This is a genomic window from Massilia sp. DD77, assembly GCF_036961685.1.
In the GTDB taxonomy this organism is placed as follows: Bacteria; Pseudomonadota; Gammaproteobacteria; order Burkholderiales; family Burkholderiaceae_D; genus Telluria.
The window spans coordinates 80,012-102,886 of the sequence record NZ_JBAMDH010000013.1; the positions used below are offsets into that span (position 1 = coordinate 80,012).

Annotated in this window: 22 protein-coding genes and 1 other RNA gene; 13 read left to right on the forward strand and 10 right to left on the reverse strand. The window is 65.9% G+C overall.

The window, feature by feature from the left end; all coding sequences use genetic code 11:
* Positions 1-243: 243 nt before the first annotated feature.
* Complete coding sequence (arfB, locus tag V7778_RS09635) at positions 244-642, reverse strand: alternative ribosome rescue aminoacyl-tRNA hydrolase ArfB (protein ID WP_335554475.1); 399 nt, start codon at positions 640-642, stop codon at positions 244-246.
* A 95-nt stretch (positions 643-737) separates the two neighbouring features.
* Between arfB and V7778_RS09640 the strand changes: the two genes are divergently transcribed.
* Entirely contained in the window at positions 738-1,169 is a 432-nt protein-coding gene (locus V7778_RS09640; RefSeq protein ID WP_335554478.1) for a hypothetical protein, read from the forward strand.
* Between the two features lie 122 nt (positions 1,170-1,291).
* Here the strand turns inward: V7778_RS09640 and rpoH are convergent, their stop codons facing one another.
* From rpoH to ftsY, 4 genes are all read right to left on the reverse strand, one after another.
* Complete coding sequence (gene rpoH, locus V7778_RS09645; protein ID WP_211518647.1) at positions 1,292-2,182, reverse strand: RNA polymerase sigma factor RpoH; 891 nt, start codon at positions 2,180-2,182, stop codon at positions 1,292-1,294.
* 484 nt (positions 2,183-2,666) lie between these two features.
* Complete coding sequence (ftsX, locus tag V7778_RS09650) at positions 2,667-3,587, reverse strand: permease-like cell division protein FtsX (protein WP_335554483.1); 921 nt, start codon at positions 3,585-3,587, stop codon at positions 2,667-2,669.
* A complete protein-coding gene (locus V7778_RS09655) occupies positions 3,584-4,243 on the reverse strand; it encodes a cell division ATP-binding protein FtsE (RefSeq protein WP_335554487.1) in 660 nt (219 codons plus the stop codon). The genes ftsX and V7778_RS09655 overlap by 4 nt, the downstream gene beginning before the upstream one ends.
* 11 nt (positions 4,244-4,254) lie before the next feature.
* Positions 4,255-5,358, reverse strand: a complete 1,104-nt coding sequence (gene ftsY, locus V7778_RS09660) for a signal recognition particle-docking protein FtsY (protein WP_335554490.1) — start codon at positions 5,356-5,358, stop codon at positions 4,255-4,257.
* A gap of 265 nt (positions 5,359-5,623) precedes the next feature.
* Between ftsY and V7778_RS09665 the strand changes: the two genes are divergently transcribed.
* Positions 5,624-5,818 carry a hypothetical protein gene (locus V7778_RS09665; protein WP_335554493.1) on the forward strand — a complete coding sequence of 65 codons (195 nt, stop codon included), beginning with the start codon at positions 5,624-5,626 and terminating at the stop codon, positions 5,816-5,818.
* 63 nt (positions 5,819-5,881) lie between these two features.
* On the opposite strand, the gene V7778_RS09670 is transcribed toward V7778_RS09665, so the two are convergent.
* A complete protein-coding gene (locus V7778_RS09670) occupies positions 5,882-7,585 on the reverse strand; it encodes a thiamine pyrophosphate-binding protein (protein ID WP_335554495.1) in 1,704 nt (567 codons plus the stop codon).
* Positions 7,586-7,793: 208 nt separating this feature from the next.
* Here V7778_RS09670 and V7778_RS09675 point away from each other — a divergent pair, with 208 nt between their 5' ends.
* From V7778_RS09675 to glpK, 4 genes are all read left to right on the forward strand, one after another.
* Entirely contained in the window at positions 7,794-8,471 is a 678-nt protein-coding gene (locus tag V7778_RS09675) for a hypothetical protein (RefSeq protein WP_335554497.1), read from the forward strand.
* Between the two features lie 6 nt (positions 8,472-8,477).
* An RNA gene (gene rnpB, locus V7778_RS09680) (RNase P RNA component class A) lies at positions 8,478-8,816 on the forward strand.
* 78 nt (positions 8,817-8,894) lie between these two features.
* Positions 8,895-9,485 carry a YdcF family protein gene (locus V7778_RS09685; protein WP_335554498.1) on the forward strand — a complete coding sequence of 197 codons (591 nt, stop codon included), beginning with the start codon at positions 8,895-8,897 and terminating at the stop codon, positions 9,483-9,485.
* Between the two features lie 14 nt (positions 9,486-9,499).
* On the forward strand, positions 9,500-10,987 hold the full coding sequence (gene glpK / locus V7778_RS09690) for a glycerol kinase GlpK (RefSeq protein ID WP_335554501.1): 1,488 nt from the start codon (positions 9,500-9,502) through the stop codon (positions 10,985-10,987).
* Position 10,988: 1 nt separating this feature from the next.
* Here the strand turns inward: glpK and V7778_RS09695 are convergent, their stop codons facing one another.
* From V7778_RS09695 to V7778_RS09705, 3 genes are all read right to left on the reverse strand, one after another.
* Positions 10,989-11,768, reverse strand: a complete 780-nt coding sequence (locus V7778_RS09695) for a PEP-CTERM sorting domain-containing protein (RefSeq protein ID WP_335554504.1) — start codon at positions 11,766-11,768, stop codon at positions 10,989-10,991.
* Positions 11,765-13,294, reverse strand: a complete 1,530-nt coding sequence (locus tag V7778_RS09700; protein WP_335554506.1) for a PQQ-dependent sugar dehydrogenase — start codon at positions 13,292-13,294, stop codon at positions 11,765-11,767. The genes V7778_RS09695 and V7778_RS09700 overlap by 4 nt, the downstream gene beginning before the upstream one ends.
* 176 nt (positions 13,295-13,470) lie before the next feature.
* Positions 13,471-14,238, reverse strand: a complete 768-nt coding sequence (locus V7778_RS09705) for a PEP-CTERM sorting domain-containing protein (RefSeq protein ID WP_335554509.1) — start codon at positions 14,236-14,238, stop codon at positions 13,471-13,473.
* 267 nt (positions 14,239-14,505) lie between these two features.
* Between V7778_RS09705 and V7778_RS09710 the strand changes: the two genes are divergently transcribed.
* Positions 14,506-15,069, forward strand: coding sequence for a PH domain-containing protein (locus V7778_RS09710; RefSeq protein WP_335554511.1), 564 nt, complete (start codon positions 14,506-14,508; stop codon positions 15,067-15,069).
* A gap of 15 nt (positions 15,070-15,084) precedes the next feature.
* Here V7778_RS09710 and V7778_RS09715 read toward each other — a convergent pair whose 3' ends face one another.
* Entirely contained in the window at positions 15,085-16,035 is a 951-nt protein-coding gene (locus tag V7778_RS09715) for an AAA family ATPase (RefSeq protein ID WP_335554514.1), read from the reverse strand.
* 492 nt (positions 16,036-16,527) lie between these two features.
* Here V7778_RS09715 and mraZ point away from each other — a divergent pair, with 492 nt between their 5' ends.
* Genes mraZ through V7778_RS09745 form a run of 6 tightly spaced genes read left to right on the forward strand, consistent with a single transcriptional unit; the run spans position 16,528 to position 22,875 of the window.
* On the forward strand, positions 16,528-16,956 hold the full coding sequence (gene mraZ, locus V7778_RS09720) for a division/cell wall cluster transcriptional repressor MraZ (protein WP_211518660.1): 429 nt from the start codon (positions 16,528-16,530) through the stop codon (positions 16,954-16,956).
* 7 nt (positions 16,957-16,963) lie between these two features.
* The gene (rsmH, locus tag V7778_RS09725; RefSeq protein ID WP_335554520.1) at positions 16,964-17,926 is read left to right on the forward strand and encodes a 16S rRNA (cytosine(1402)-N(4))-methyltransferase RsmH; all 963 of its coding nucleotides are present in this window, start codon (positions 16,964-16,966) and stop codon (positions 17,924-17,926) included.
* On the forward strand, positions 17,923-18,195 hold the full coding sequence (ftsL, locus tag V7778_RS09730; protein WP_335554523.1) for a cell division protein FtsL: 273 nt from the start codon (positions 17,923-17,925) through the stop codon (positions 18,193-18,195). Before rsmH ends, ftsL begins: the two co-directional genes overlap by 4 nt.
* Complete coding sequence (locus tag V7778_RS09735; protein WP_335554526.1) at positions 18,192-19,970, forward strand: peptidoglycan D,D-transpeptidase FtsI family protein; 1,779 nt, start codon at positions 18,192-18,194, stop codon at positions 19,968-19,970. Before ftsL ends, V7778_RS09735 begins: the two co-directional genes overlap by 4 nt.
* Positions 19,970-21,505, forward strand: coding sequence for a UDP-N-acetylmuramoyl-L-alanyl-D-glutamate--2,6-diaminopimelate ligase (locus tag V7778_RS09740; RefSeq protein ID WP_335554528.1), 1,536 nt, complete (start codon positions 19,970-19,972; stop codon positions 21,503-21,505). The genes V7778_RS09735 and V7778_RS09740 overlap by 1 nt, the downstream gene beginning before the upstream one ends.
* Positions 21,505-22,875, forward strand: a complete 1,371-nt coding sequence (locus V7778_RS09745; protein WP_335554531.1) for a UDP-N-acetylmuramoyl-tripeptide--D-alanyl-D-alanine ligase — start codon at positions 21,505-21,507, stop codon at positions 22,873-22,875. The genes V7778_RS09740 and V7778_RS09745 overlap by 1 nt, the downstream gene beginning before the upstream one ends.

Genomic DNA, 22,875 nt, shown 5'->3' on the forward strand with positions numbered 1-22,875 from the left:
GGACAGAGGCCCGACTCGAGCGCCCAGCCGCCTGCGACCGGTGCCGCCAACCGGTCGCAGGCAGCCGGAAGCGGTCCTTCGCGTACACCCCGATCGGCCACAACCCGACAACCTGTTACGCATGCGATTTACGTTAGATGGAAAGTAGCCTCTGGTTGTGAGCCAGACTTCGAGCACGCTTGGGGTGACGTCGTTGCCGACCTCCTGGTTGGAGCCAGGTCGAAAGGGTTTGTCAGGCGCGCTTTAGTCGCTGACCTTGCCGCGCAGGGCCTTGATCTGGCCGCTGCGGGTCTTGGCGTCGAGCCGGCGGCGCTGGGAAGCGCGGGTCGGCCGGGTAGGGCGGCGCACGGTCTCGATCACGGCCGCCTTGTCGACCAGGGCCTGCAGGCGCTGGAGCGCGTCCAGCTTGTTCTGTTCCAGGCTGCGCGACTGCTGGGCCTTGATCACCAGTACGCCTTCCTGGGTGACGCGGGCGTCGCGCATCGCGAGCAGGCGCGCCTTCACCTCATCCGGCAGCGAGGACGCGCCGATGTCGAAGCGCGCGTGGACCGCGCACGAGACCTTGTTCACGTTCTGGCCGCCCGGTCCCTGGGCCCGGATCGCGCTGAACGCCACTTCGTCGGGATTGATCGCGACTGTCATGTTGTCGAGAAATACTCCTCGCTTGTTGCGTGGCGCTGCCTATACTCAAAGTAGCCTGATCGGTGCGATCCGGCCTTCTATGTCAGGGGGATGTCATGAAACGCATATTCATTGTCGCGGCGCTGGGCGCATTGCTGGCGGCGCCCGCCGTGACCGCACAAACCAGCCAGCCCGAGGTGCGCGTCAGCGCGAGCGTACCGCGTATGGTCCAGCCCGGACTAGGCAACATCTGGTACGAGGAATTCGACATGGTCAAGGGCGATTATGCCCTGTCGAACGGCAAGTCCATGCAACTCAGCATGTGGGGCAACCGCATGTACGCGAACATCGACGGCATGGGCAGGACGCAGCTGGTGGCGCTCTCGCCGTACTCCTTCGTCTCGCGCGACCCTCAGCTGCGGATCGACGTCGCGGATCCGTCACTGTCTGCTTCCACCCGCCTCGACGCCCTGGTCATGATGCCGGCCCGCTTTGCCGGACGGGATGCGGGGCCGGGGGAGTTCGTTACCTTGGTGGCGCAGCGTTAAACAGCAGAGCAGACCAGCAATAGCAATACGAGGATCGTTAGCTACAAAACGTCAATAGCGCCACTGGCGCTATTGACTCCCCGCGCAGGCGGGGATGACGGGTCATGGCCGGTATCCGTGCGTTACATGTAAGCCGTCAACGCACCCTTCATCTTCTTCAGCGCAGCCGATTCGATCTGGCGGATACGCTCCGCCGACACACCGAACTCTTCGGCCAGCGTGTGCAGGGTCGCGCCCGAGCCGTCGTCGTTGGCCAGCCAGCGCGCTTCGACGATGCGGCGCGAACGCGGGTCCAGTTTCGACAGCGCCGTTTCCAGGCCTTCCGACTGCAGGCGGGTGACTTCGCCGGCTTCGATCACCTTGGTCGGCTCGTCCAGGTCCGAGGACAGGTAGGCGATCGGCGAGAACTTGTCGTCTTCGTCGTCGGTCGGCGATTCGAGAGCGATGTCGCGGCCCGACAGGCGGGTTTCCATCTCGATCACTTCCTCGCGCTTGACGTCGAGCATCTTGGCCAGCTCGTCGACCTGGGCCGGCGACATGGCGTCCAGGCTGGTCTTGTTGCTGCGCAGGTTGAAGAACAGCTTGCGCTGGGCCTTGGTGGTGGCCACCTTGACCAAGCGCCAGTTCTTCAGGATGTATTCATGCATCTCGGCCTTGATCCAGTGCATCGCGTACGACACCAGGCGCACGCCCTGGTTCGGGTCGAAACGCTTCACGGCCTTCATCAGGCCGATATTGCCTTCCTGGATCAGGTCGGCGTGCGGCAGGCCATAGCCCAGGTAGCCGCGCGCGATCGAGACCACCAGGCGCAGGTGCGACAGCACCAGCTTCTGTGCGGCGTCGAGATCGTTATTGTCCTGTAGCCGCTTCGCCAGCGAGATCTCTTCGTCGTGGGTCAGCATCGGCAGGCGGTTGACGGCCGAGATATAGGCGTCGATGTTGCCAAGATTGCCGGTGAAACCGAGTCCCAGAGCACGACTGCCGGCCGGAACCAATGCGGATTGTGCGGACATATTCATTTCCCTCTTAGTGATCCTGCTGCATCCACCGTGCCACCGATGATTGCTGAGTGGCAGTTTTGTTACGGTTTGTTACGGATGCGTTTCTCTTGAAATCTGACTTTCCTTAGCTCATATATTAGCACTCTCCCGAAGTGAGTGCTAGAAACACCCCGGGCGTTTAAGACTTGCTAAAGTATTGCCTTGAAGCATCAAACTACTGTCGGTTCCACTGTAGAGCAGGAACGGGCTATCCGTTTGATTCAGCGCATACGAGCGCGGGAAAGAGCTGGAGTTTTTGCGTTCAGCGACAGGTTAAGGGCGCAAGGCCGGGCGCCTCTGTTGGCTGCCGCACCTTGGGATGGCGCGGCGTGTAGGAGGATTTCGCGTGATTGCGTAGGGAGGGACGGCTAAGCCATAAGAATGAGGCTGGTTGCGCGATGTTTCAAGGGCCGGTTGAACCCGTCGGCGGCGGAGCCGCCGACGGGTTCAACCGGCTTCAGCGCACCCGCGCCAGATGCCTCTGCACCGACAACAGCGCGCCGATCAGCCCCAGCCCGGCGCTGATCGCCAGCAGCCCGGCCACTTCCAGCGCGCCCAGGGGCAACAGCTGGAAATTCGACGCATACAGCCTGGCAAACGCCAGGATCGCCTCGTTCAGCGGCACCAGCGCGGCCGTCACGACGCCCAGGGCGACCGCCCCGGCGCACAGGCCGAGCAGGGCGCCGGTGTAGTAGAAAGGCCGGTGGATGAAGTTGTCGGTCGCACCCAGCAGCTTGGCCACGGCGATCTCGTCCTTCTGGGTCAGCACCTGCAGGCGGATGGTATTGAACACCACCGCGATCACGACCACGCCCAGGGTCGCGGCCAGCAGCAGCAGGGCCAGGCGCAGCACGCCCAGCAGGGCGGCAAGGCGCTTGACCCAGCTCGAATCGACCTGCACCGATTCCACCCCCGGCAGCGCGCGCAGGCGCTCGGCAATGCCGTCGACCTGGCTTGCAGCGCCGGCGCTGGCGAAGCCCTCCAGCTTGATCACATAGCTGTCCGGCAGCGGATTCTCGCCCAGGGTCTCGATCACCTCGCCCAGGCCGCTGCGGTCCTTGAGCGAAGCGAGCGCGTCTTCGCGCGGCACGAAGGCGACGCTTGTTTTTCCTTTGCCCACGATGGCGCGGATCTGGGGCGCCAGCGCCTGGGCGCCGGCGCGCGGCGTCTCGGCCTCCATGAACAGGCTGATCTCCGGATCGACCGACAGCTGCTCGGAAAGGGGCCGCACGTTGTCGAGCAGGGTGATGCCGGCGAAGGGCAGGGTCAGGGCCAGGGCCACGACCAGCACGTTGAACAGGAAGCTGCCGGGCGACTTGCGCACCGTGGACAGCGCGGCGCCGAGGGCGAAACCATGTTGGCGGATCCACGGGCTCATGCCGCACCCCCGACCAGATTGCCGTGCTCGAGGCGGATCACGCGCCCGGCCGCGTCCAGCACCTGCTCGTCGTGGGTCGAGATCACGCAGGTCACGCCCGCAGCATGGAAGGCGCGCAGGGCGTCGAGCACCTTGTCGGCCGCCACGCGGTCGAGGTTGGCGGTCGGTTCGTCGGCCAGGATGATCTGCGGGCGGTTGACGATGGCGCGCGCCACCGCCACCCGCTGCTGCTCGCCGCCGGACAGTTCCAGCGGCATGGCCTTGGCGCGGTCGGCCAGGCCCACCTTGTCGAGCGCGGCGCGGGCGCGGCCCTCGGCCTGGGATTTCGCCGCGCCGGTCACCAGCAGCGGCAGCATCACGTTGGCCAGGATATGGCGGTCGTTGAGCAGGCGCTGCTGCTGGAAGATCAGCCCGAGGTTGCGGCGCAGGAAGGGAATGCCGGCCTTGTTGATGCGGCCGATGTCCTGGCCATTCACCAGCACCTTGCCGCTGCTGGGCCGCTCGACGGCGGCCACCATTTTCATCAGGGTCGACTTGCCCGCGCCGGAAGGGCCGGCCAGGTAGACCAGCTCGCCCTTGGCGATGTTGAGCGACACGTCGCGCAGGGCGTAGGCGTCATGGGAGTACTGTTTGGAAACAGACTGGAATTCGATCATGGGTGGTTCGCTTAGCCGAGCAGCGCTTCGACGAATTCTTCCGCGTTGAAGGGTTGGAGGTCGTCGAGCTTCTCGCCCACGCCGATGAAGTACACCGGAATCGGACGGGTACGCGCGATCGCGGCCAGCACGCCGCCCTTGGCGGTGCCGTCCAGCTTGGTGACGATGAGGCCGGTCAACTGCAGGGCGTCGTCGAAGGCCTTCACCTGGGCCAGGGCGTTCTGGCCGGTGTTGCCGTCGATGACCAAAAGGGTTTCGTGCGGCGCACTCTCCATGCCCTTGCCGATGACGCGCTTGATCTTCTTGAGTTCTTCCATCAGGTGCAGCTGGGTCGGCAGGCGGCCGGCGGTGTCGACCATGACCACGTCGACGCCGCGCGCCTTGCCGGACTGCACCGCGTCGAAGGCGACCGCGGCCGGGTCGCCCGAGGCCTGCGAGATCACGGTGACGTTGTTGCGCTGGCCCCAGACCATCAGCTGCTCGCGCGCGGCAGCGCGGAAGGTGTCGCCGGCGGCCAGCAGCACCGATTGCTCGAAGCGCTGCATGTGCTTGGCCAGCTTGCCGATGGTGGTGGTCTTGCCGGCGCCGTTGACGCCCGCGATCATCATCACCAGCGGATCGTGGCGGCCCAGTTCCAGCGGCTTCTGCAGCGGCTGCAGCAGCTCGATCAGCAATTCCTTGAGCGCGTTCTTGACGGCCGCCGCGTCCAGCAGCTTCTCGTCCTTGACCTTGCGGCGCAGGGCGTCCAGCAGATGCTGGGTGGCGTCCATGCCGGCGTCCGACATCAGCAGCGCGGCTTCGAGTTCCTCGTACAGGTCCTCGTCGATGCGGGCGCCGACGAAGAGCAGCGACAGGTTGCTCGAAGTCTTGGACAGGCCCGCCTTCAGGCGCGTCATCCAGGAGCGTTTCTTTTCGGCCTCGGTGGTGGGACGTTCGGCGGTTTCCGGGAACAGCTCGCCTTCCTGCAGAGCTGCGGGAAGCGGCGCGGATGCCGGGACCGGTGCCGGCGCGGGGATGGGGGCAGGCGCAGGCGCGGGCGGGGCCTGGACGACCGGGGCGGGCGCTTGCACTTCCGGGGTGTCCGGCGCTTTTTTTCTCTTGAAGAAGCTAAACATAGTCTGGTGGCGGGGCTGCATGCGGCGCCAGGGGGCGGCGCGATGAAAAAAGTACCGAATATTTTACCAGAGCAGCAATACTGCCCACCGCGCAGCCCACTGCGCAGCCTACTGCGCGTCCCCACGCGCCGCAGCGACCGCGGTTTCGTGTCGTCAATCTGTCATCAAATCGTCACAGCTCAACAGTGCGAGACTGGAAAAACAGACGCGGCTGATATACAGTGAGACCCAGAGAGAAACCAACAGATAAAATCGGGGTTTAACCGTGAAAATCACGAACTTCCTGAAGCGCCTGGTGTTCGGTGACAACGCACTCGAAGGCAACGCCGCTACCCTGCGCAATATCGTCGTCTGGGCCTTCATCGCCCTGGTCGCGCTGTTCCTGACGCAACCGGAACAAATCAGTTTCTTCGACCAACCCATCCCGCTTCCAGCCGAGCTCGGCCTGGAACAGAACTGATCCGGTTCCCGCACGTGAAACCGGCCGCTGTGCGCGGCCGGCTTATTTTGCTTACTTCGTCGTCTACTTCCTCGCTTTCGCCGCTTCCGCAGTCTTGCGGATCGTGTCCAGGGTCGCGTTCGGCGTGATCAGGTTGCCGTCGTAGCGCAGCTCGATCAGGGCCGGCAGCTTGTGCTCGTTGGCATGGGCCAGGGCGCGGCGCAGCGCCGGCCCGAACTCCTCCGTCGTTTCCACCACTTCGCCATGGCCGCCGTAGGCGCGCGCCAGGGCGGCGAAGTCCGGGTTGTGCAGGCCGGTGCCCGATACGCGGCCGGGGTATTCGCGTTCCTGGTGCATGCGGATGGTGCCGAACATGCCGTTGTTGAACAGCAGGATCACGACGCCGGCGCCGTACTGCACCGCCGTCGCCAGTTCCTGGCCGTTCATCATGAATTCGCCGTCGCCGGCGAAGGTCACCACGGTGCGTTCCGGCTGCACGATCTTGGCCGCCACGCCGGACGGCACGCTATAGCCCATTGCGCCGCTGGTCGGCGCCAGCTGGGTGCGCATGGCGCCGTAGCGGTAGAAGCGGTGCGCCCACGACGCGTAGTTGCCGGCGCCATTCGTGATGATGGCGTCGCGCGGCAGCTGGGCCATCAGCTCCTGCATCATCTGCCACAGGTCGAGCGGGGCCTTGCCTTCCTTGAAGATGGGCGGCTGGGCCTGGTAAGCGGCCAGCTCGGCCTTCGCCTCGGCGACGCTGTCCTTCCATGCGGCGGCGTCGACCGGTTCCATCGCGGCCAGCATCGCGCAGGCCTGCTGCATGCCGCTGGCGACCATCAGTTCGCCCTGGTAGACGCTGCCCAGTTCTTCCGGGTCCGGGTGGAAGTGGACCAGGCGCTGCCGCGGCACCGGCGAAGCCAGCAGCGAATAGCCGCTGGTGGTCATCTCGCCCAGGCGCGGGCCGAGGGCGATCAGCAAATCGGCGTCCTTGACGCGCGCGGCCAGCTTGGGATTGATGCCGATGCCGACGTCGCCGACATAGTTCGGGTGGGCGTTATCCAGCAGATCCTGGAAGCGGAAGGCGCAGGCCACCGGCAGGTGGTTGGCTTCGACAAACTGGCGCAGGTCCGCGCAGGCCTGGTCGTTCCAGGTGTGGCCGCCCAGCAGCACCAGCGGACGGCGGCTTTCGGCCAGCATGGCGCGCAGCTGGCCGATCTGCGCGCTGGATGGCGAACCCTGGACCGGCTGGTAGGGGCGGGTGTCGGCCACTTCGGCTTTCGACACCAGCATGTCTTCCGGCAGCGCCAGCACCACCGGGCCCGGACGGCCGCTGGTGGCGACCTGGAAGGCGCGCGCCATGTATTCGGGAATGCGGTCGGCGCGGTCGATCTGGGCCACCCACTTGGCCATCTGGCCGAACATGCGGCGGTAGTCGATTTCCTGGAAGGCTTCGCGGTCGGTGAAGTCGTTGCCGACCTGGCCGATGAACAGGATCATCGGGGTCGAGTCCTGGTAGGCGGTGTGCACGCCGATCGAGGCGTTGGTGGCGCCCGGGCCGCGGGTGACGAAGCAGATGCCCGGCTTGCCGGTGAGCTTGCCGTAGGCCTCGGCCATGAACGCCGCGCCCCCTTCCTGGCGGTTGATCACGAAGCGGATCTCCGAGTCGTGCAGCGCGTCGAGCACATCGAGGTAGCTTTCGCCCGGCACGCCGAAGGCGGTGTCCACGCCGTGGATGTGGAGCGCATCGACCAGGATCTGGCCGCCGGTACGGGAAGGGTGCGTCATGGTTCGGTCATCCTTGTTGGTTTGCTATCCGGGCATTCTATGTGAGCGCGTCCGGAGCGGCTTTTGAAATGGCGACATCAAATTTCAGAAAAGCCGGTCGCCCAATGGGTCTCCCTCCTGGTATTCCTGCCAGTCGGATGCGAATGCTTTCGACTTCTGCGCGCAGATGCTCTAATCTTGACGAATTTATATCTTCCGGAGCTCCGCCATGCACAATGCGTACCGCCGTCGCCTGCTGGGAATGCTGGCTTCGCTGGGCGCCGGAAGCGCGCTGGCCCAAGCGGCCGCGCCCGTGCCGGTCCGGGTCTACCTGGTGCCGCTCGACGATTTCTCCGAATACCTGGCGGGGAACATGGCGAAGCAGCTGCAGCAGGAACTGGGCATCAAGGTAAGTTCCTCGATGCGCCTGGCGCCGCTGGCGCTCCAGAACCTGCCCGAGACGACGCAGGTCGCCGGCGAAGACGTGCTGACCCTGGCGACCGAGGCCTCGGCGCGCCTGCCGAACCTGGACGCGTCGACCTACCGGGTCTTCCTGACCATGCGCGACATCAATGCCAAAGCGGGCGGCTTCCGTTACCAGTTTTCGATGCACCAGCCGGAGCTGAACAGTTCGGTCGTCTCGATGGCGCGCCTGCTCGAGCCGGGCGCCAGCCGCTATCACCCGACCGAGCGCGCCGCCCAGCGCATGTTCAAGATGGTCAAGCGCGCCGTGGGCGAGCTGCACCTCGGCTGGCGCCGTTCGACCGACCCCAACGACCTGATGTATGCCCCGCTGATGGGTGTGGTCGACATCGACATGCTCGGCCTCGATCATCGCCTGGTGGGCGGCGAAACCACACCGGTGGTGGTCAATACTGGGAGTGGGGCTCCCCATCGGGTACAATGATGCCGTGAAGCAGGCCAGACAGTCGCTGGCCGTCATCTTCGGGTGATGGCGGGAGGAAGGTCCGGACTCCACAGAGCGGGGTGACGGTTAACGGCCGTCCGCTGAAAGCCGCAAGGTATAAGGCGAGGAATAGGGCCACAGAGACGAGCGTATTCAGTTACGGTGAAACGCGGTAACCTCCACCTGGAGCAATTCCAAATAGGCACGCGTTGATGTTGCTCGCGGAGCGTGCGGGTAGGAAGCTTGAGCGCTGGAGTAATCCAGCGCCTAGAGGAATGGCTGTCATAGGGGCGTCCCGCAAGGGAGACCACTACACAGAATCCGGCCTATCGGCCTGCTTTACTTGAATTCATCTGCATGGCGCCGCCAGGACGTGATGCCGGGACCGCCATGTTTGCCCGGCTGACGACTGATCGAGGCGCCATGTCTCCCACCGAACTGCAGCGCATCGCCGATTACATGATGCCGGCTCTTCCGGCATCCCCTTCCGATCTCGGTTTCCTCTTCGGAACCCGGCACGGCGTTCCCGAATTTTGCGAGGCGGCTGCCAGGCTCTGGCGCCAGGGCATGTTTCGCCGCCTGCTGGTCTCCGGCGGGCGCACCCGCGGCCTGCCCGACAGCGAAGCGGACACCATTGCCGCCGAGCTGCTGCGCCGGGATGTCCCCGCGGCGGCCCTGATCCTCGAGACCGCCGCCACCAATACCGGCGAAAACGTGCGCTTCGGCCGCGCCCGGGTCGCCGAGGTGATGGATCTCGGCGACATCCGTAGCGTCCTCGTCATCGGCAAGATCTGCTCGACCCGGCGCTACCTCATGACCTTGCAGCGGCATTGGCCGGGATTAAGCATGTCCGTCTGTCCCGTGAATTATTTCGGCGTGCCGGCCGAGCGCTGGCACGAGCACGACGTCTTCCGCAGCCGCGTGCTCGGCGAATTCGACAAGATTCCACGCTATCTGGAGCAGGGCTACCTGCACGAGATCGGGGATGTCCCGGCCATCCCCGCCGCGCCTTGACGCCAGGAGAAACGATGGACCGCTACATCCTCGCCCTCGACCAGGGCACCACCAGTTCGCGCGCGATCGTGTTCGACCACGCGGGCCTGCCGGTCGCCAGCTGCCAGCGCGAATTCCCCCAGCATTTCCCCCAGCCCGGCTGGGTCGAGCACGATCCTCTCGACATCTGGCAGAGCCAGCTCGCCTGCGCGCGCGAGGCCCTGCGCCAGGCGAATCTCCAGGCGTCCCAGCTCGCCGCCATCGGCATCGCGAACCAGCGCGAGACCACGGTCCTGTGGGACCGCGCCAGCGGCGAAGCCCTGGCGCCCGCCATCGTCTGGCAAGACCGCCGCACCGCCGACGCCTGCGACCGCCTGCGCGCGGCGGGGCAGGCGCCCACCATCCAGGAACGCACCGGCCTCGAGCTCGACGCTTATTTCTCCGCCACCAAGCTGCAGTGGCTGCTGGACCACGTGCCGGGCGCGCGCGGACGCGCCGAGCGCGGCGAACTGGCCTTCGGCACCGTCGACAGCTGGCTGGTGTTCCGCCTGTGCGGGCGCCATGTGACCGACGCCAGCAACGCCTCGCGCACGATGCTGTTCAACATCCACACGCTGCGCTGGGACGAGGAATTGCTGGACCTGTTCGCGATTCCGAAAGCCGTGCTGCCGGAAGTCGTGGCCAGTTCCGACGTCGTCGGGCTGGCTGCCGATGCGTGGTTCGGCCACCCGGTCCCGATCGCCGGCATCGCGGGCGACCAGCAGGCCGCCACCTTCGGCCAGGCCTGTCACCGCAAGGGGCTGGTCAAGAACACCTACGGCACCGGCTGCTTCATGCTGATGCATGCGGGCGACCGGCCGCCGGTCTCGCATAACCGCCTGCTGGCCACCGTGGGCTGGACCGTCGGGGGCGCCACCGACTACCTGCTCGAGGGCAGCGTGTTCATGGGCGGCGCCACGGTGCAGTGGCTGCGCGACGGCCTCGGCATCATCAAGCGGTCGGCGGACGTCGAGCCGCTGGCGCTGAGCGTGCCGGACAGCGGCGGCGTGATGCTGGTGCCGGCCTTTACCGGCCTGGGCGCGCCGCACTGGGATCCGTATGCGCGCGGCGCCATCGTCGGCATGACGCGCGGGACCACCGCCGCCCACATCGCGCGCGCGGCGGTCGAGGCCATCGCCTACCAGAGCGCCGAGCTGCTGGACGCGATGCGCAAGGACGCCGCCTGCGCCGTCACCGAGATGCGGGCCGACGGCGGGGCGGCGCGCAACGACATGCTGATGCAGTTCCAGGCCGACCTGCTCGGCATTCCTGTCGTGCGGCCGCGCGTGACCGAGACCACGGCGCTGGGCGCGGCCTACCTGGCCGGCCTGGCGGTCGGTTTCTGGGAGTCGGGCGAGGACATCGCCCGGCAGTGGCAAGTCGACCGGCGCTACGAACCGGCCATGCGGGAAGCGGAGCGCGCGGAACGCCTGGCGCGCTGGGCGAAGGCGGTCGCGCACGCGAAGGACTGGGCGGCGCCGTGACTCACGCGCCGCGAGGCCGCCCAGGTGTTGCGCTCCCTGACAGCCGCAGGGCGCGCCGGCGCTGCAGCGTGGCGGCCGCCACGCCGGCCAGCACCAGCAGGATGGGCGCCGGTTCCGGCACTTCGATGGGCCCGATGGTCTCGATCGCCACGTTGTCGACGCCGAAGTTGAAGATGTTGACGTTGTCGACTTCGGCAAAGCGCAGCCGCAGGCTCGCGCCCAGGTTGGCGTTGATCAGGCTGGTGATATCGACCTCGACGTGCAGGTAGCCCGACACGAGAGGGTCACCGGCCTGGGTCTGGAACGCATTCAGCAGCAGATCGCCTCCGACGCTGAAGGGATCGCCGCCGGCGAGCAGGATGTCGACCCGCGCCTGCTGGTTCAGCTCCGGCGTGGCGAATTCAAGGCTGGCCGGAGCCGGCAGGAAGAAATCGACGGCCCGGTTGCCGATGAAGAGGTCGAAGCTGAGGGTGGCCAGGCTGACCTGCTCCGCCGCGACGAAGTCCTGGTAGAGCACGTGGCTGCCGGGACCCTGCGCGTCCGTCATCGCCGCGTTCACGCCCTCGGGCGGAGGCGGAACGGGAATGCCGTTGACCGGGCTCGCCGTGCCGGACTGGATCAGGAATCCGCCGTCGCCGCCGACCATGTCGGCGCGGGTCCAGTGCGAAAAGCCGGACTCGAAGCCGCCATTGAGGATGGGCGCGCCGTGGGCGGGCAGGACCATGCAGACGAACACGGCGGCGAAGCCCGCGGCGAAACGCTGGAATGAAGTCCTCATCATGGTCTCCTCAGGGATGCGGTGGCGCGGCTGATGCGGTAGACCAGGCCGTCGGTCAGGGAGACGACGTACAGGCTGCCGTCCGGTCCCTGTTCGATCGCTGGCGTAATGCCGAAGCCCTTGCCGATCAACAGGGATTCGCTTTCCGTCGGGTCGAACTTGGCCGTGTTGTCGGCGACCTTGTCGGCCAGGCGCGGATCGGCGCTCGCGTCGACCGCCAGCCGGTCTTGTGTCAGCCGGAAGCGGTAGAGGCTGCCGCCGCTGCCGCCGACCTGCTGGAAGCTGCGCGCCGAGCCGATCCACAGGCTGCCCTCGTACTCGGGACCGAGCGCGGCGCCCTTCACGAAGCTGGTGCCGGAGGGCCCGGCTTCGTAGCGCCAGCTGAACTGGGGGTCGACATAGGACGCACCGGGCAGCATGAACATGCGGGCCAGGGCCAGGTTCGGCGTGTAGGCGATGCGGGTCGGCGGATAGCGCCTCTGCTGCAGGGAACTGTTGAACTGCGTGGTCTCGATCTGCTTGAACTGGGCGAAGCGGCTCAGCGGCCCCATGGCCTGGATCCATCCCCCGTTCATGCCCGGGGCGATCCGGTTGAGCTCGCTGAAAGCGTCGTCGGCGTTCTCGGTCAGCCACAGATAAGGGCTGTAGGGGTCGAAGGCCATGCCGAAGCCGTTGCGGTGGCCGTAGGAGAATACGGTCTGGATCATGGCGCCCACTTCTCCGCCCATGGCCGCGCCGGCGGCGAAGAAGGGATTGTCCGTCGGCGTGCTGCCATCGTCGTTCAGGCGCTGGACCACGCCGGACAGGTGGGCATTGTCGGGTAGCGGACCGCCATAGGTGTCGTCGGCGAAGGGCGCTGTCAGGAAGGGGCCGTTCGGCAGGTTCTGCATCTGCCCGCGCCGGCCGAGGTCGCCGGTGAAGACATGCAGCTTGCCATCGGGCCCGAAACGCAAGGGCCCGCCGTTATGGTTGCCCTGTTCCTGCGCGTTGTTCGTGTTGGGGTGGCCCGGTACGGGAAGATTGTCGGTTTGGCGGGCGCGCAGCCGCAGCGTCTTGAAGTTGGGGTCCAGGGTCAGGAAGGAGCCGTTCCAGATGAAACGGTCGACCCGGTTGCCCAGCAGGGCCACGTCGCCGACCGCGGTGCTATCGGCCCCGGTCGCGCTCTCGGTCCAGCGCAGGTAGACGAAGGGCAGGGCCGGGAAGCCCGGGTGCAGGGCGATGGCGAGCAAGCCCCGTTCCGAATTCGAATTGACGGGCAGGTCGAGCACCGGCACGGGCTGGAGGACGCCATTGATCGCCCGCTTGACCTGGCCGCTGGCCTTTTCCAGCACCAGCGCGTCGTTCGGGCCGACGAAGGCGATCCCGATGGGCTGGCTCAGGCCCTGGCCGGCGGCGATATAGGTCGTCACCTGCAGGTTCGGGTCGAGTATCTGGACCGGAATCGAGTCGGCGGCGGCGAAGGGGGCGCTGATGCCCAGGAGTAGGGGAAGGGTTTGCCTGGCGAGGCCCTCGACGCGGGCAATGGACATCGTGATTTTCCAATCCGGCAGTGAGAAGGGAGCAGAAGCGGAATGTCGTCCTGGCGGTCTGGCGATTGCGGGCAGCGCAAGCCACGGAGAAGGCGCGGCGGCCACCGATGAAAAGCTTCAGGCGCCGGTCACGGTCGGTGTCTCGACCGGCGCCTGGAGTAGTACCTGGTACGCTCTTACTTCTTTGCAGCCTGGCGGCGGCGCAGTGCGCCGAAGGCCACGGCGCCAAGGCCGAGCAGTGCGATCGAACCCGGTTCAGGCACTTCGCCCGGGTCGCCCGGACGGCTGAAGGCACCCACGCGTACGGTTTCCGGCGTGGCCTGGGTGGTGCCGGGAGCGAACTGGACGCCGCCACCGACGACGCATTGGGTCAAGTCGCCGCAAGCGGCAACGGCGTCAGCCGCCTGGGCGGCGTCCAGGACAAAACGGTGCAGGCCCGACTGGCCGATGCCGCCGGTATCGGTCAGGATCAGGTCCGGTCCCATGTACTCGAAGATTTCCAGCAGGGTTCCGTCCAGAGAGTAAAGCGACATGTACAGGTCGGTCAGCGTCGCCGTATCGACGCCAGGTTCGCTGATATTCACGACGAAGCCGAGCTGGCCCGCGCTCGTCAGGCCATCGATATCGCTGAGCAGATATACGCCATTGCCGCCGACGGCAGCGGTGTTGTCGCCGCCTTCCAGGTTGGGATTCGGAGTCAAGTCTTCGCAGGTCTGGTCCGGATTGGTCATGTTGCCGCCGTTAGTATGGCGGACGCAGCCGGACTCGGTGGCGGGAGGCTGAGGCCCGTTGGTATTGTCCTGCACGGTCACGACCGTCGATACCGCGCCCAGGCCGGTACCCGTCTGTTGCACGCCAGTCTGGTAGACCAGGTTCGCAAAGGCCGGGGAGGCGCCAGTTACGAGTGCTGCGCTCACTGCCAACTTCAGGATGGTTGATTTCATCACTAGCTCCTTCGGAAAGATTTCGTTCTTATGTGTAATTGCCAGGTACTACACACCGGTAAGAGCAAGTTACGGGCCAGCGAACACACTTTGAACAAAATCAAATACCTATCTTGGGTATATTTTTTTTGCGCGGGCAGAGTGTAAAGAAAACCGAAAGTTTCTATTCTTTTACTTTGTAACCAACAGGGAAAATCTCGTGTTTTCTCGTCCGTCCCGAACTCTGCTAAGGTAGGGGAGCCGCCACACCGAACCGGAGCAAGAGCCATGGAGATGCATGCAGCCGCCTTCGACATTCCCGCCGTCGGGCCGTCCGCCTACCTGACGCTGGCCGGTATCACGCTGCTTGCGGCGGTCTTGCCGATGCTGGTGGCGCGCCAGCGCTCGCTCGCCGCCAACCTGAGGAGCGGCGCCGCGGTCGGCGCCATGGTGCTGCCGGTGACCCTGCTGCTCGGGCTGGGACTGTCCAAGAATACCCTGGAGGTGCGCGACGGCCAGGTGCAGGTGCGCGCGAGCTACTTCTATGAATATGCGCGCGACATCGGCGAGTTCGACCTGGCCCAGGCCCGGCAGGGCAGCCTGGCCTCGATCGACGCGGCCCGGCTCGGCCCGCGCGACAACGGCATCAGCCTGCCGGGTTATGCGGCCGGCCGCTTCACCAGCGCGGACCAGCGTCCGCTGTTCGTCGCCGTGACCGACCGCGAGCGGGTGGTCTACCTGCCCGCGAAGCAAGGGCAATCGCTGCTGGTAAGTGTCGAGCAGGCCGACCAGCTGCTGGCGCTGCTGCATGGGCGCGCAGCCGCGCAGCGCCAGCTGGCGCTGCATCCATAGCGTTAAAAGCCGATCCTAAAAGCCGATGCGCGACTTGCCCGGCAGCGCACGCAGGTGGATATCGTCGACGGTCACATGGGCGCGGCCGTCGGCGACCGCATAGCCTAGGCTGTCGAGCAGGATCTTGCGCAGGTCGCGCGGCGAGACCGGCGCCAGCTTGGCGAGCACGGCCTCGTTGAGGACGTCGTCGAAGCCCCCCAGGTTGAGCTCCTCGACCAGGCCGCTGACCATGCGCTGGGCGATGCCGGCCGCCTGTTCGGGCGTCGGCCTGGGTACCTCGTAGACCGCCATGCGGTTGAGCAGGGGGGAGGGAATGCCTTCGACCGAGTTGGCCGTGAGCACCCAGAAGATCTGGCTGGCGTCGACATCGACGTCGATGAACTCGTCGCGGAAGGATTTCGAGGTTTCCGGTTCGAGTAACTGATAGAGGGCGGCCAGCGGGTCGGACTGGGTGGAGCCGCTGGCCTTTTCCACTTCGTCCAGCACCAGCACCGGATTGGCGTACTTGCCGCGCACCAGGCGCTCGGCCACCTTGCCGCACTTGGCGCCGCGCCAGCTGGCCGAGCTGCCGGTGATGACGAAGCCGGCCGACAGGGCGTTCATGCTGATCAGTTCACACTCGGTGGACATGGCCTTGGCCAGGCGCTTGGCGAAATGGGTCTTGCCCACGCCGGGGCCGCCCAGCAGCAGGATGGGCATGACGTTGAAGCCCTTGTCGCCGGCATGGGCCAGGCGCAGGTAGCGCGCCAGGTCGTCCAGCACTTCGTCGAAATTGGGGCATTCCTCGAACAGGGGATCGAGCGCGTCGAGGGAAGAAGGGGTGGTGACGAAGCGGTCGGCCCCGGTCTCCAGCATACGCTCGTAAAACGCGTCGAGTTCCGGGGAGCGGCCGCGGTTGCGGTCGAGCGCTTCCTGCACTTCTGTCAGGTCGTAGACCGCGCGGGTACGGGCGAGGGTGATGCTCACTGCTACCTCCTTGGCAACGGACCGGTGGTCCGCCAGACTGGCACGCTCCGCTTGGCTCCGCCATCCTGCCGAGCGAGCCAGAGGCAGGTGGGTCATCGCCTTGGATTCATCCTAACTCGTCCTCAACAGGCCTGCAATTCCATACAGTGTAATTCTGCGTTGCAATTGTTGTTTCCTTGCATCAACTTCGCACGCGCGTTGAAATTAATCAAACGTAAACATTGTGTGTACAACTGAGGCGCTACTTGCACACCGTTGTGTAAGTGCCTAATTTTACGAGACATTTTGGCATTTCATTCCATCAACACCTGTTCCTAAGTCATTGGTTTCATTAGCAAATTTCGTATTTGCCAAGTGTGAATTCGCTTGACCACCAACATTGCTTCCACTAAAGTGGGAAACAGTGTGAAAAAGTGTCGATTTGTGGGAGGAAATCCCTCCGCAAGGCGCCTACGACAACACCCCACAAACTCTCCAAAGCTAGGTAAATACGTGTTCCAGGGCGCGTCAGCGATCAATCTCGATGCAAAGGGCCGGATGTCGATTCCGGCCAAGCACCGTGACGCCCTCGTTTCCCAGTGCGAAGGCCGGATGACGCTCACCAAACACCCGCACGGTTGCCTGCTTTTCTTCCCCCGTCCCGTCTGGGAAGAGCACCGCAAGCAGATCGCCGCCTGGCCGATGTCGGCCAGGGCGTGGCAGCGCATTTTCCTTGGGAATGCCGTGGATGTCGAGCTCGACTCCGCCGGCCGCGTGCTCATTTCGCCCGAGCTGCGCGCAGCCGTCGGGCTCGACAAGGAAGTGATGATGCTCGGCATGGGCACCCACTTCGAGATCTGGAATGCCGCCAAACTGGCTGAAGACGAGGCTGAGGCCGTCGCCGGTGGCATGCCCGATGTTCTTTCCAACTTCTCGTTCTGAGGCGCCGATGACGGAAACATTGACGGTGCCCGCATTCCAGCATCGCACGGTGCTGTTGGACGAAGCAGTCGACGCGCTCAACCTCGAGGGCGCACGCACCTCCGGTACTTATATAGATGGCACCTTCGGCCGTGGCGGACACAGCCGGCTCATCCTGTCGCGCCTGGGCGACAGCGGCCGCCTGATCGCCTTCGACAAGGACCCGCAGGCCATCGCCACCGCGGAAGGGGTGGCGGACGCCCGCTTTGCCATCGTGCATGACAGTTTCGCAACGATGCAGGACGCGCTTGCCGCGCGCGGCATCCAGCAGGTCGACGGAATCCTCCTCGACCTGGGTATTTCGTCGCCCCAGGTGGACGACGCCACCCGCGGTTTCAGCTTCCGCCAGGACGGTCCGCTCGACATGCGCATGGACACCACGCGCGGCATGCCGGCGGCCGAGTGGATCGCGACCGCGCCCCAAACCGAACTCGAAAAGGTGATACGCGATTATGGAGAAGAACGGTATGCTTTCCAGATTGCAAAGGCGATTGTTGCTCGCCGGGCAATCGAGCCAATTTCGACCACACGACAGCTTGCCGCAATCGTGGCAGACGCGGTCAAGACCCGCGAAAAGGGCAAGGACCCTGCGACCAGGACCTTTCAGGCTGTCCGGATTTTCATCAATCAAGAGCTTGAAGACCTTGAAGCAGGTCTGAACGCGGCCTACGCCATGCTGGCGCCGGGCGGACGCATGTCGGTGATCAGCTTCCACTCGCTGGAAGACCGCATCGTCAAGCAGTTCTTCGCGTCCAAGGCCAAGGTGGCCCAGCCGGACCGCCGCCTGCCGATCCGCGCCGTCGACCTGCCGCAGCCCCTGATGAAGCTCATCGCCAAGACCAAGCCTTCCGACCTCGAGGTGGATGCCAATCCGCGCGCCCGCTCGGCGGTGCTGCGCGTGGCCGAGCGCCTGCCGGGAGGCGCGGCATGAGCGCCAAGCTGAACATCGTGCTGGTGAGCCTGCTGGTGGGTTGCGCCCTGTCGGTGATCAACGCCCGCTACCAGGCGCGCCACCTCCTGATCGAATTCGAGCGCCTCCAGCAGCAGGCGCGCCAGCTCGACATCGACTGGGCCCAGCTCCAGCTCGACCAGTCGAGACTGGGCAAGAACGAGCGCATCGAGCAGATCGCGCGCACCGAGCTGAACATGGCCCCGCTGACCCCGGCCCGCACCCAGTACCTGACGGAAGGCGCTGAATGAGCCGAGGCGCGATGAAAGCAGGCGGCGCACGGGTGGCGGCCTCCAGGGGCGTGGCTTTTTCCAAGAGCCCGGTGCTGGCCGTGCGCCTGCCGGACTGGCGTTCGCGCCTGGTCCTGTTCGTCCTGTTCGCGGCCTTCGCCGTGCTGGGCATCAGGGCGCTGTGGCTGCAGGGCATGTCGACCCAGTTCCTGCAAAAGCAGGGCAAGAGCCGCTACGAGCGCACCCTCGAGCTGCCGGCCACGCGCGGCCGCATCCTCGACCGCAACGGCGCCGTGCTGGCGTCCTCGCTGCCGGTCAAGGCCGTCTGGGCCATCCCCGAAGACCTGCTCAAGAACCCGCCCGAGAAGATTCAAGCCCTGGCGCGCCTGCTCGAGATGCCGGAAGCCGAATTGCGCAAGAAGCTGGACTCGGACCGTACTTTTGTCTACCTGAAGCGCCAGGTCGAGATGCCGGTCATCGAGCAGATCGAACAGCTCAAGCTCGATGGCCTGGATACCCGCAAGGAATACAAGCGCTTCTATCCGCAGGGCGAAGTGATGACCCATCTGGTCGGCTTTACCAATGTCGAGGACAAGGGCCAGGAGGGCATGGAGCTGTTCCACCAGAAGACCCTGATGGGCGTGCCGGGCAGCCGCCGCGTGATCAAGGACCGCCTCGGCCACATCGCCGAGGACCTGGGCATGTTCCGCGAGCCGCACCAGGGCAAGGACCTGACCCTGTCGGTGGACAGCAAGCTGCAGTACATCGCCTTCACCAGCGTCAAGAACGCGGTCGAGAAGTTCAACGCCCAGGCCGGCGGCGCCGTGGTGCTGGACGTGCATACCGGCGAAGTGCTGGCCATGGCCAACTACCCGACCTACAACCCGAACGACCGCTCCAAGCTGACCGGCGCCCAGCTGCGCAACCGCGTGATCACCGACACCTTCGAGCCGGGTTCCACCCTCAAGCCGGTGACCGTGGCCCTGGGCCTGGAAAAGAAGAAGATCACGCCCGATACCGTGTTCGACGTTTCGGGCGGCCGCATCACGGTGACCGGCCGTACCATCCGCGACATGCACCCGAAGGACCACCTGACGGTCGGCGGCATCATCCAGAAATCGTCCAATGTCGGCACCGTCAAGATCGCCCAGCTGCTCGAGCCGCAAGACATGTGGGAGCTGTATACCAAGCTGGGCTACGGCCAGGCGCCGCGCTTCGGCTTCCCGGGCGCCGTCGCCGGCCGCGTGCGTCCATGGAAATCGTGGAAGCCGATCGAATACGCCAACATGTCCTTCGGCCACGGCCTGTCGGTCTCGCTGCTGCAGCTGGCCCGTTCCTACATGGTGTTCGCGCGCGACGGCGACATCATTCCGCTGTCCTTCCTCAAGGTGGACGAGCAGCCGGTTGGCCAGCAGGTGATCTCGCCCAAGACCGCGGCCCAGGTGCGCACCATGCTCGAATCCGTGGTCGGCCCGGAAGGCACCGCCTCCAAGGCCCAGGTCGCCGGCTACCGCGTGGGCGGCAAGACCGGCACCGCCGAGAAGATCGTCAACGGACGCTATTCCAAGACCGACAACATCGGCTACTTCGTCGGCATCGCGCCGATGTCGAAGCCGCGCTTCGTCATCGCCGTCATGGTCGACAACCCGCGGGGCGCCTTGCGGACAGGCGGCAGCGTCGCCGCGCCGACAGCGGCCGACCTCGGCTCGAATGCGCTGAGGGCGGCGAACGTTCCGCCCGATTCCTCGGTCACAGACATCATCATTCCGGAAAATCCCCTAGAGGAGAGCATGTGATGGCGATGAGCCTGAACGACATCTGCCAGAGGATCCGCGCCGCCGCACCAGGCGGCCGTCTCGTTTCTGATTCCCGCCGCGTCGCACAGGGCGACGTGTTCTTCGCCTATCCGGGCGAAGCCGCGGACGGCCGCGCCTACATCGCCGCCGCCGTGAAGGCCGGCGCCGCCGCCGTCGTTTACGAAGAAACCGGCTTCACCTGGGACGCCGGCCTCGACGTGCCGCATATCGCGGTGCCTGGCTTGAAGAAGAACGCCGGTCCGATCGCGCACGCCGTACTCGGGCACCCGGACCGCGCCATGTTCACCGTCGCCGTCACCGGCACCAACGGCAAGACCTCGATCGCCCTCTGGACCGGCCAATGCCTGGCGCGTCTGGGCGAGACCGCCGCCGTGATCGGCACCCTGGGCGTGGGCATCATCAAAGGCAAGACCGAGCCGAGCTTCGACGTCACCGGCTACACCACGCCGGACGCCGTGCTGCTGGCCCAGAAGCTGGCCGACTTGCGCGCCGCGAACGCGACCGCGCTGGCCATCGAGGCCTCGTCCATCGGCCTGGTCCAGGACCGCGCCGCCGGCATGCATTTCGACGTCGCGATCTTCACCAACCTGACCCGCGACCACCTCGACTTCCACGGCGACATGGCCAGCTACGAAGCGGCCAAGGTCAAGCTGTTCGAATGGGAAGGCCTGCGGCACGCCATCGTCAACCTGGACGACCCGGCAGGGCAGCGCCTGGTCGCCCACCTGCGCGCCGATTTCCCGGCCTTGTCCGTGACCGGCTACACCATCAAGGGCGAGCTCGAACAGCCCGCCCTGGACGGCATCGGCATCCTGCGCGCGAGCGCCATGCGCAGCCGCCACGCCGGCACCGAATTCCAGGTCGAGACCCCGCAGGGCGGCGCGCTGGTGCGAACAGGGCTGGTCGGCCACTACAACGTCAGCAACGCCCTGGGCGTGCTGGGCGCGCTGCTGTCCAAGGGCGTGGCCCTGAAGAGCGCGGTGGAGGCCATCGAGGCGCTGGTGCCGGCCCCGGGCCGCATGCAGCAGATCGGCGGCCAGGATGCGCCGATGGTCGTGATCGACTACGCGCATACCCCGGATGCGCTGGAAAAGACCCTGGAAGCCCTGCGCCAGGTCGCCCTTGATCGCGGCGGCCAGCTGTGGTGCGTGTTCGGCTGCGGCGGCGACCGCGATCCGGGCAAGCGCCCGCAGATGGGCGCCATCGCCCAGGCGGCCGACCAGGTGCTGGTCACCAGCGACAACCCGCGCAGCGAGGAACCGGCCAGCATCATCGCGCAGATCGTCGCCGGCATGGACAAGCATCACGCGCATTCGCGCTACCAGACCGTCGAAGACCGCGCCGCGGCCATCCTGCTGGCCGTGAAGCAGGCCGCCAAGCAGGACGTGATCCTGCTGGCAGGGAAGGGCCATGAGCCTTACCAGGAAATCAAGGGCCGCAAGATGCCGTTCTCGGACGCCGACCACGCTTCGCTGGCGCTGACGGCGCGGCTCACCATGCTGAGGACGCACTGATGCGCGGTTCGCTTGCACAACTGATGTCGGCCATGCCGGGCGCGCGCCTGGTGGGCGCCGATGTGGCCTTCGAAGGCGTGTCGACCGACAGCCGCAAACTGCAGCCGGGCATGCTGTTCGTCGCCCTGCGCGGCGAGGTGTTCGACGCCCACGATTTCCTGGGGCAGGTCGCGGCGAGCGGCGTCGCGGCCGTGGTGGTGGAAGAACTGCCGGAGGGCTGGACCCTGCCGGCCATCGTGGTGCCGAATACGCTGGCCGCGCTCGGCCGGATCGCCAACGGGTGGCGCGCGCAGTACGCGATTCCCGTCATCGGCGTCACCGGCAGCAACGGCAAGACCACGGTCAAGGAAATGATCGCGTCCATCCTGGCCGCGGCCTTCGGCGAGGAGCATCGCCTGGCGACCCAGGGCAACCTGAACAACGAGATCGGCGTGCCGCTGACCCTGTTCCGCCTCGGTGCGCAGCACCAGGCCGCGGTGATCGAGCTGGGCATGAACCACCCGGGCGAGATCGGGCGTTTGTCGGCCATCGCCGCGCCGACCGTGGGGCTGGTGAACAATGCCCAGCGCGAGCACCAGGAATTCATGCACACCGTCGAGGCGGTGGCGCGCGAGAATGGTTCCGTGATCGAAGCGCTCGCGAACGACGGCGTGGCCGTGTTCCCGGGCGACGATACCTATACGGACCTGTGGCGCGGGCTGGCCAAGTGCGGTGTGCTGACTTTCGGCCTGACCGAGCAGTGCGACGTGCGCGCCAGCTACACCTCCAATGGTTTTGGCAGCGACCTGCAGGTCGACGCGCGCGGCGCGCAGTACAGCGTCAAGCTCGCCGCGGCAGGCGAACACAACGTCCGCAACGCGCTGGCCGCCTTCGCCTGCGCGCTCGCGGCCGGCATCGCGCCTGACGCCATCGTGCGCGGCCTGGAAAGCTTCGCCCCCGTCGGCGGCCGCCTGCAGCGCAAGCAGGCGAGCAAGGGCGCGACCGTCATCGACGACACCTACAACGCCAACCCCGACTCCATGCGCGCCGCCATCGACGTGCTGGCCGCCTACCCGGCCCCGCGCATCCTGGTGGTGGGCGACATGGGCGAAGTGGGCGCGCAAGGAAAAGAGTTTCACGAAGAAATCGGCGCCTATGCGCACAGCAAAGGCATCGAGACCGTGCTCGCGACCGGCGAGCTGGCGCGCCACCTGGCCGCGTCGGGAGCACAGCATTACGCGCAGTTCGACGATTTATTGGCAGCACTGGATTCAGCTTTGGGCCGCGATGCCAACGCGACTGTCCTGGTGAAGGGCTCGCGCTTCATGAAAATGGAGCGCGTGGTCCAGCACCTGACCGGATCAACCCCTATTGGCAAGGACGCCCACTAA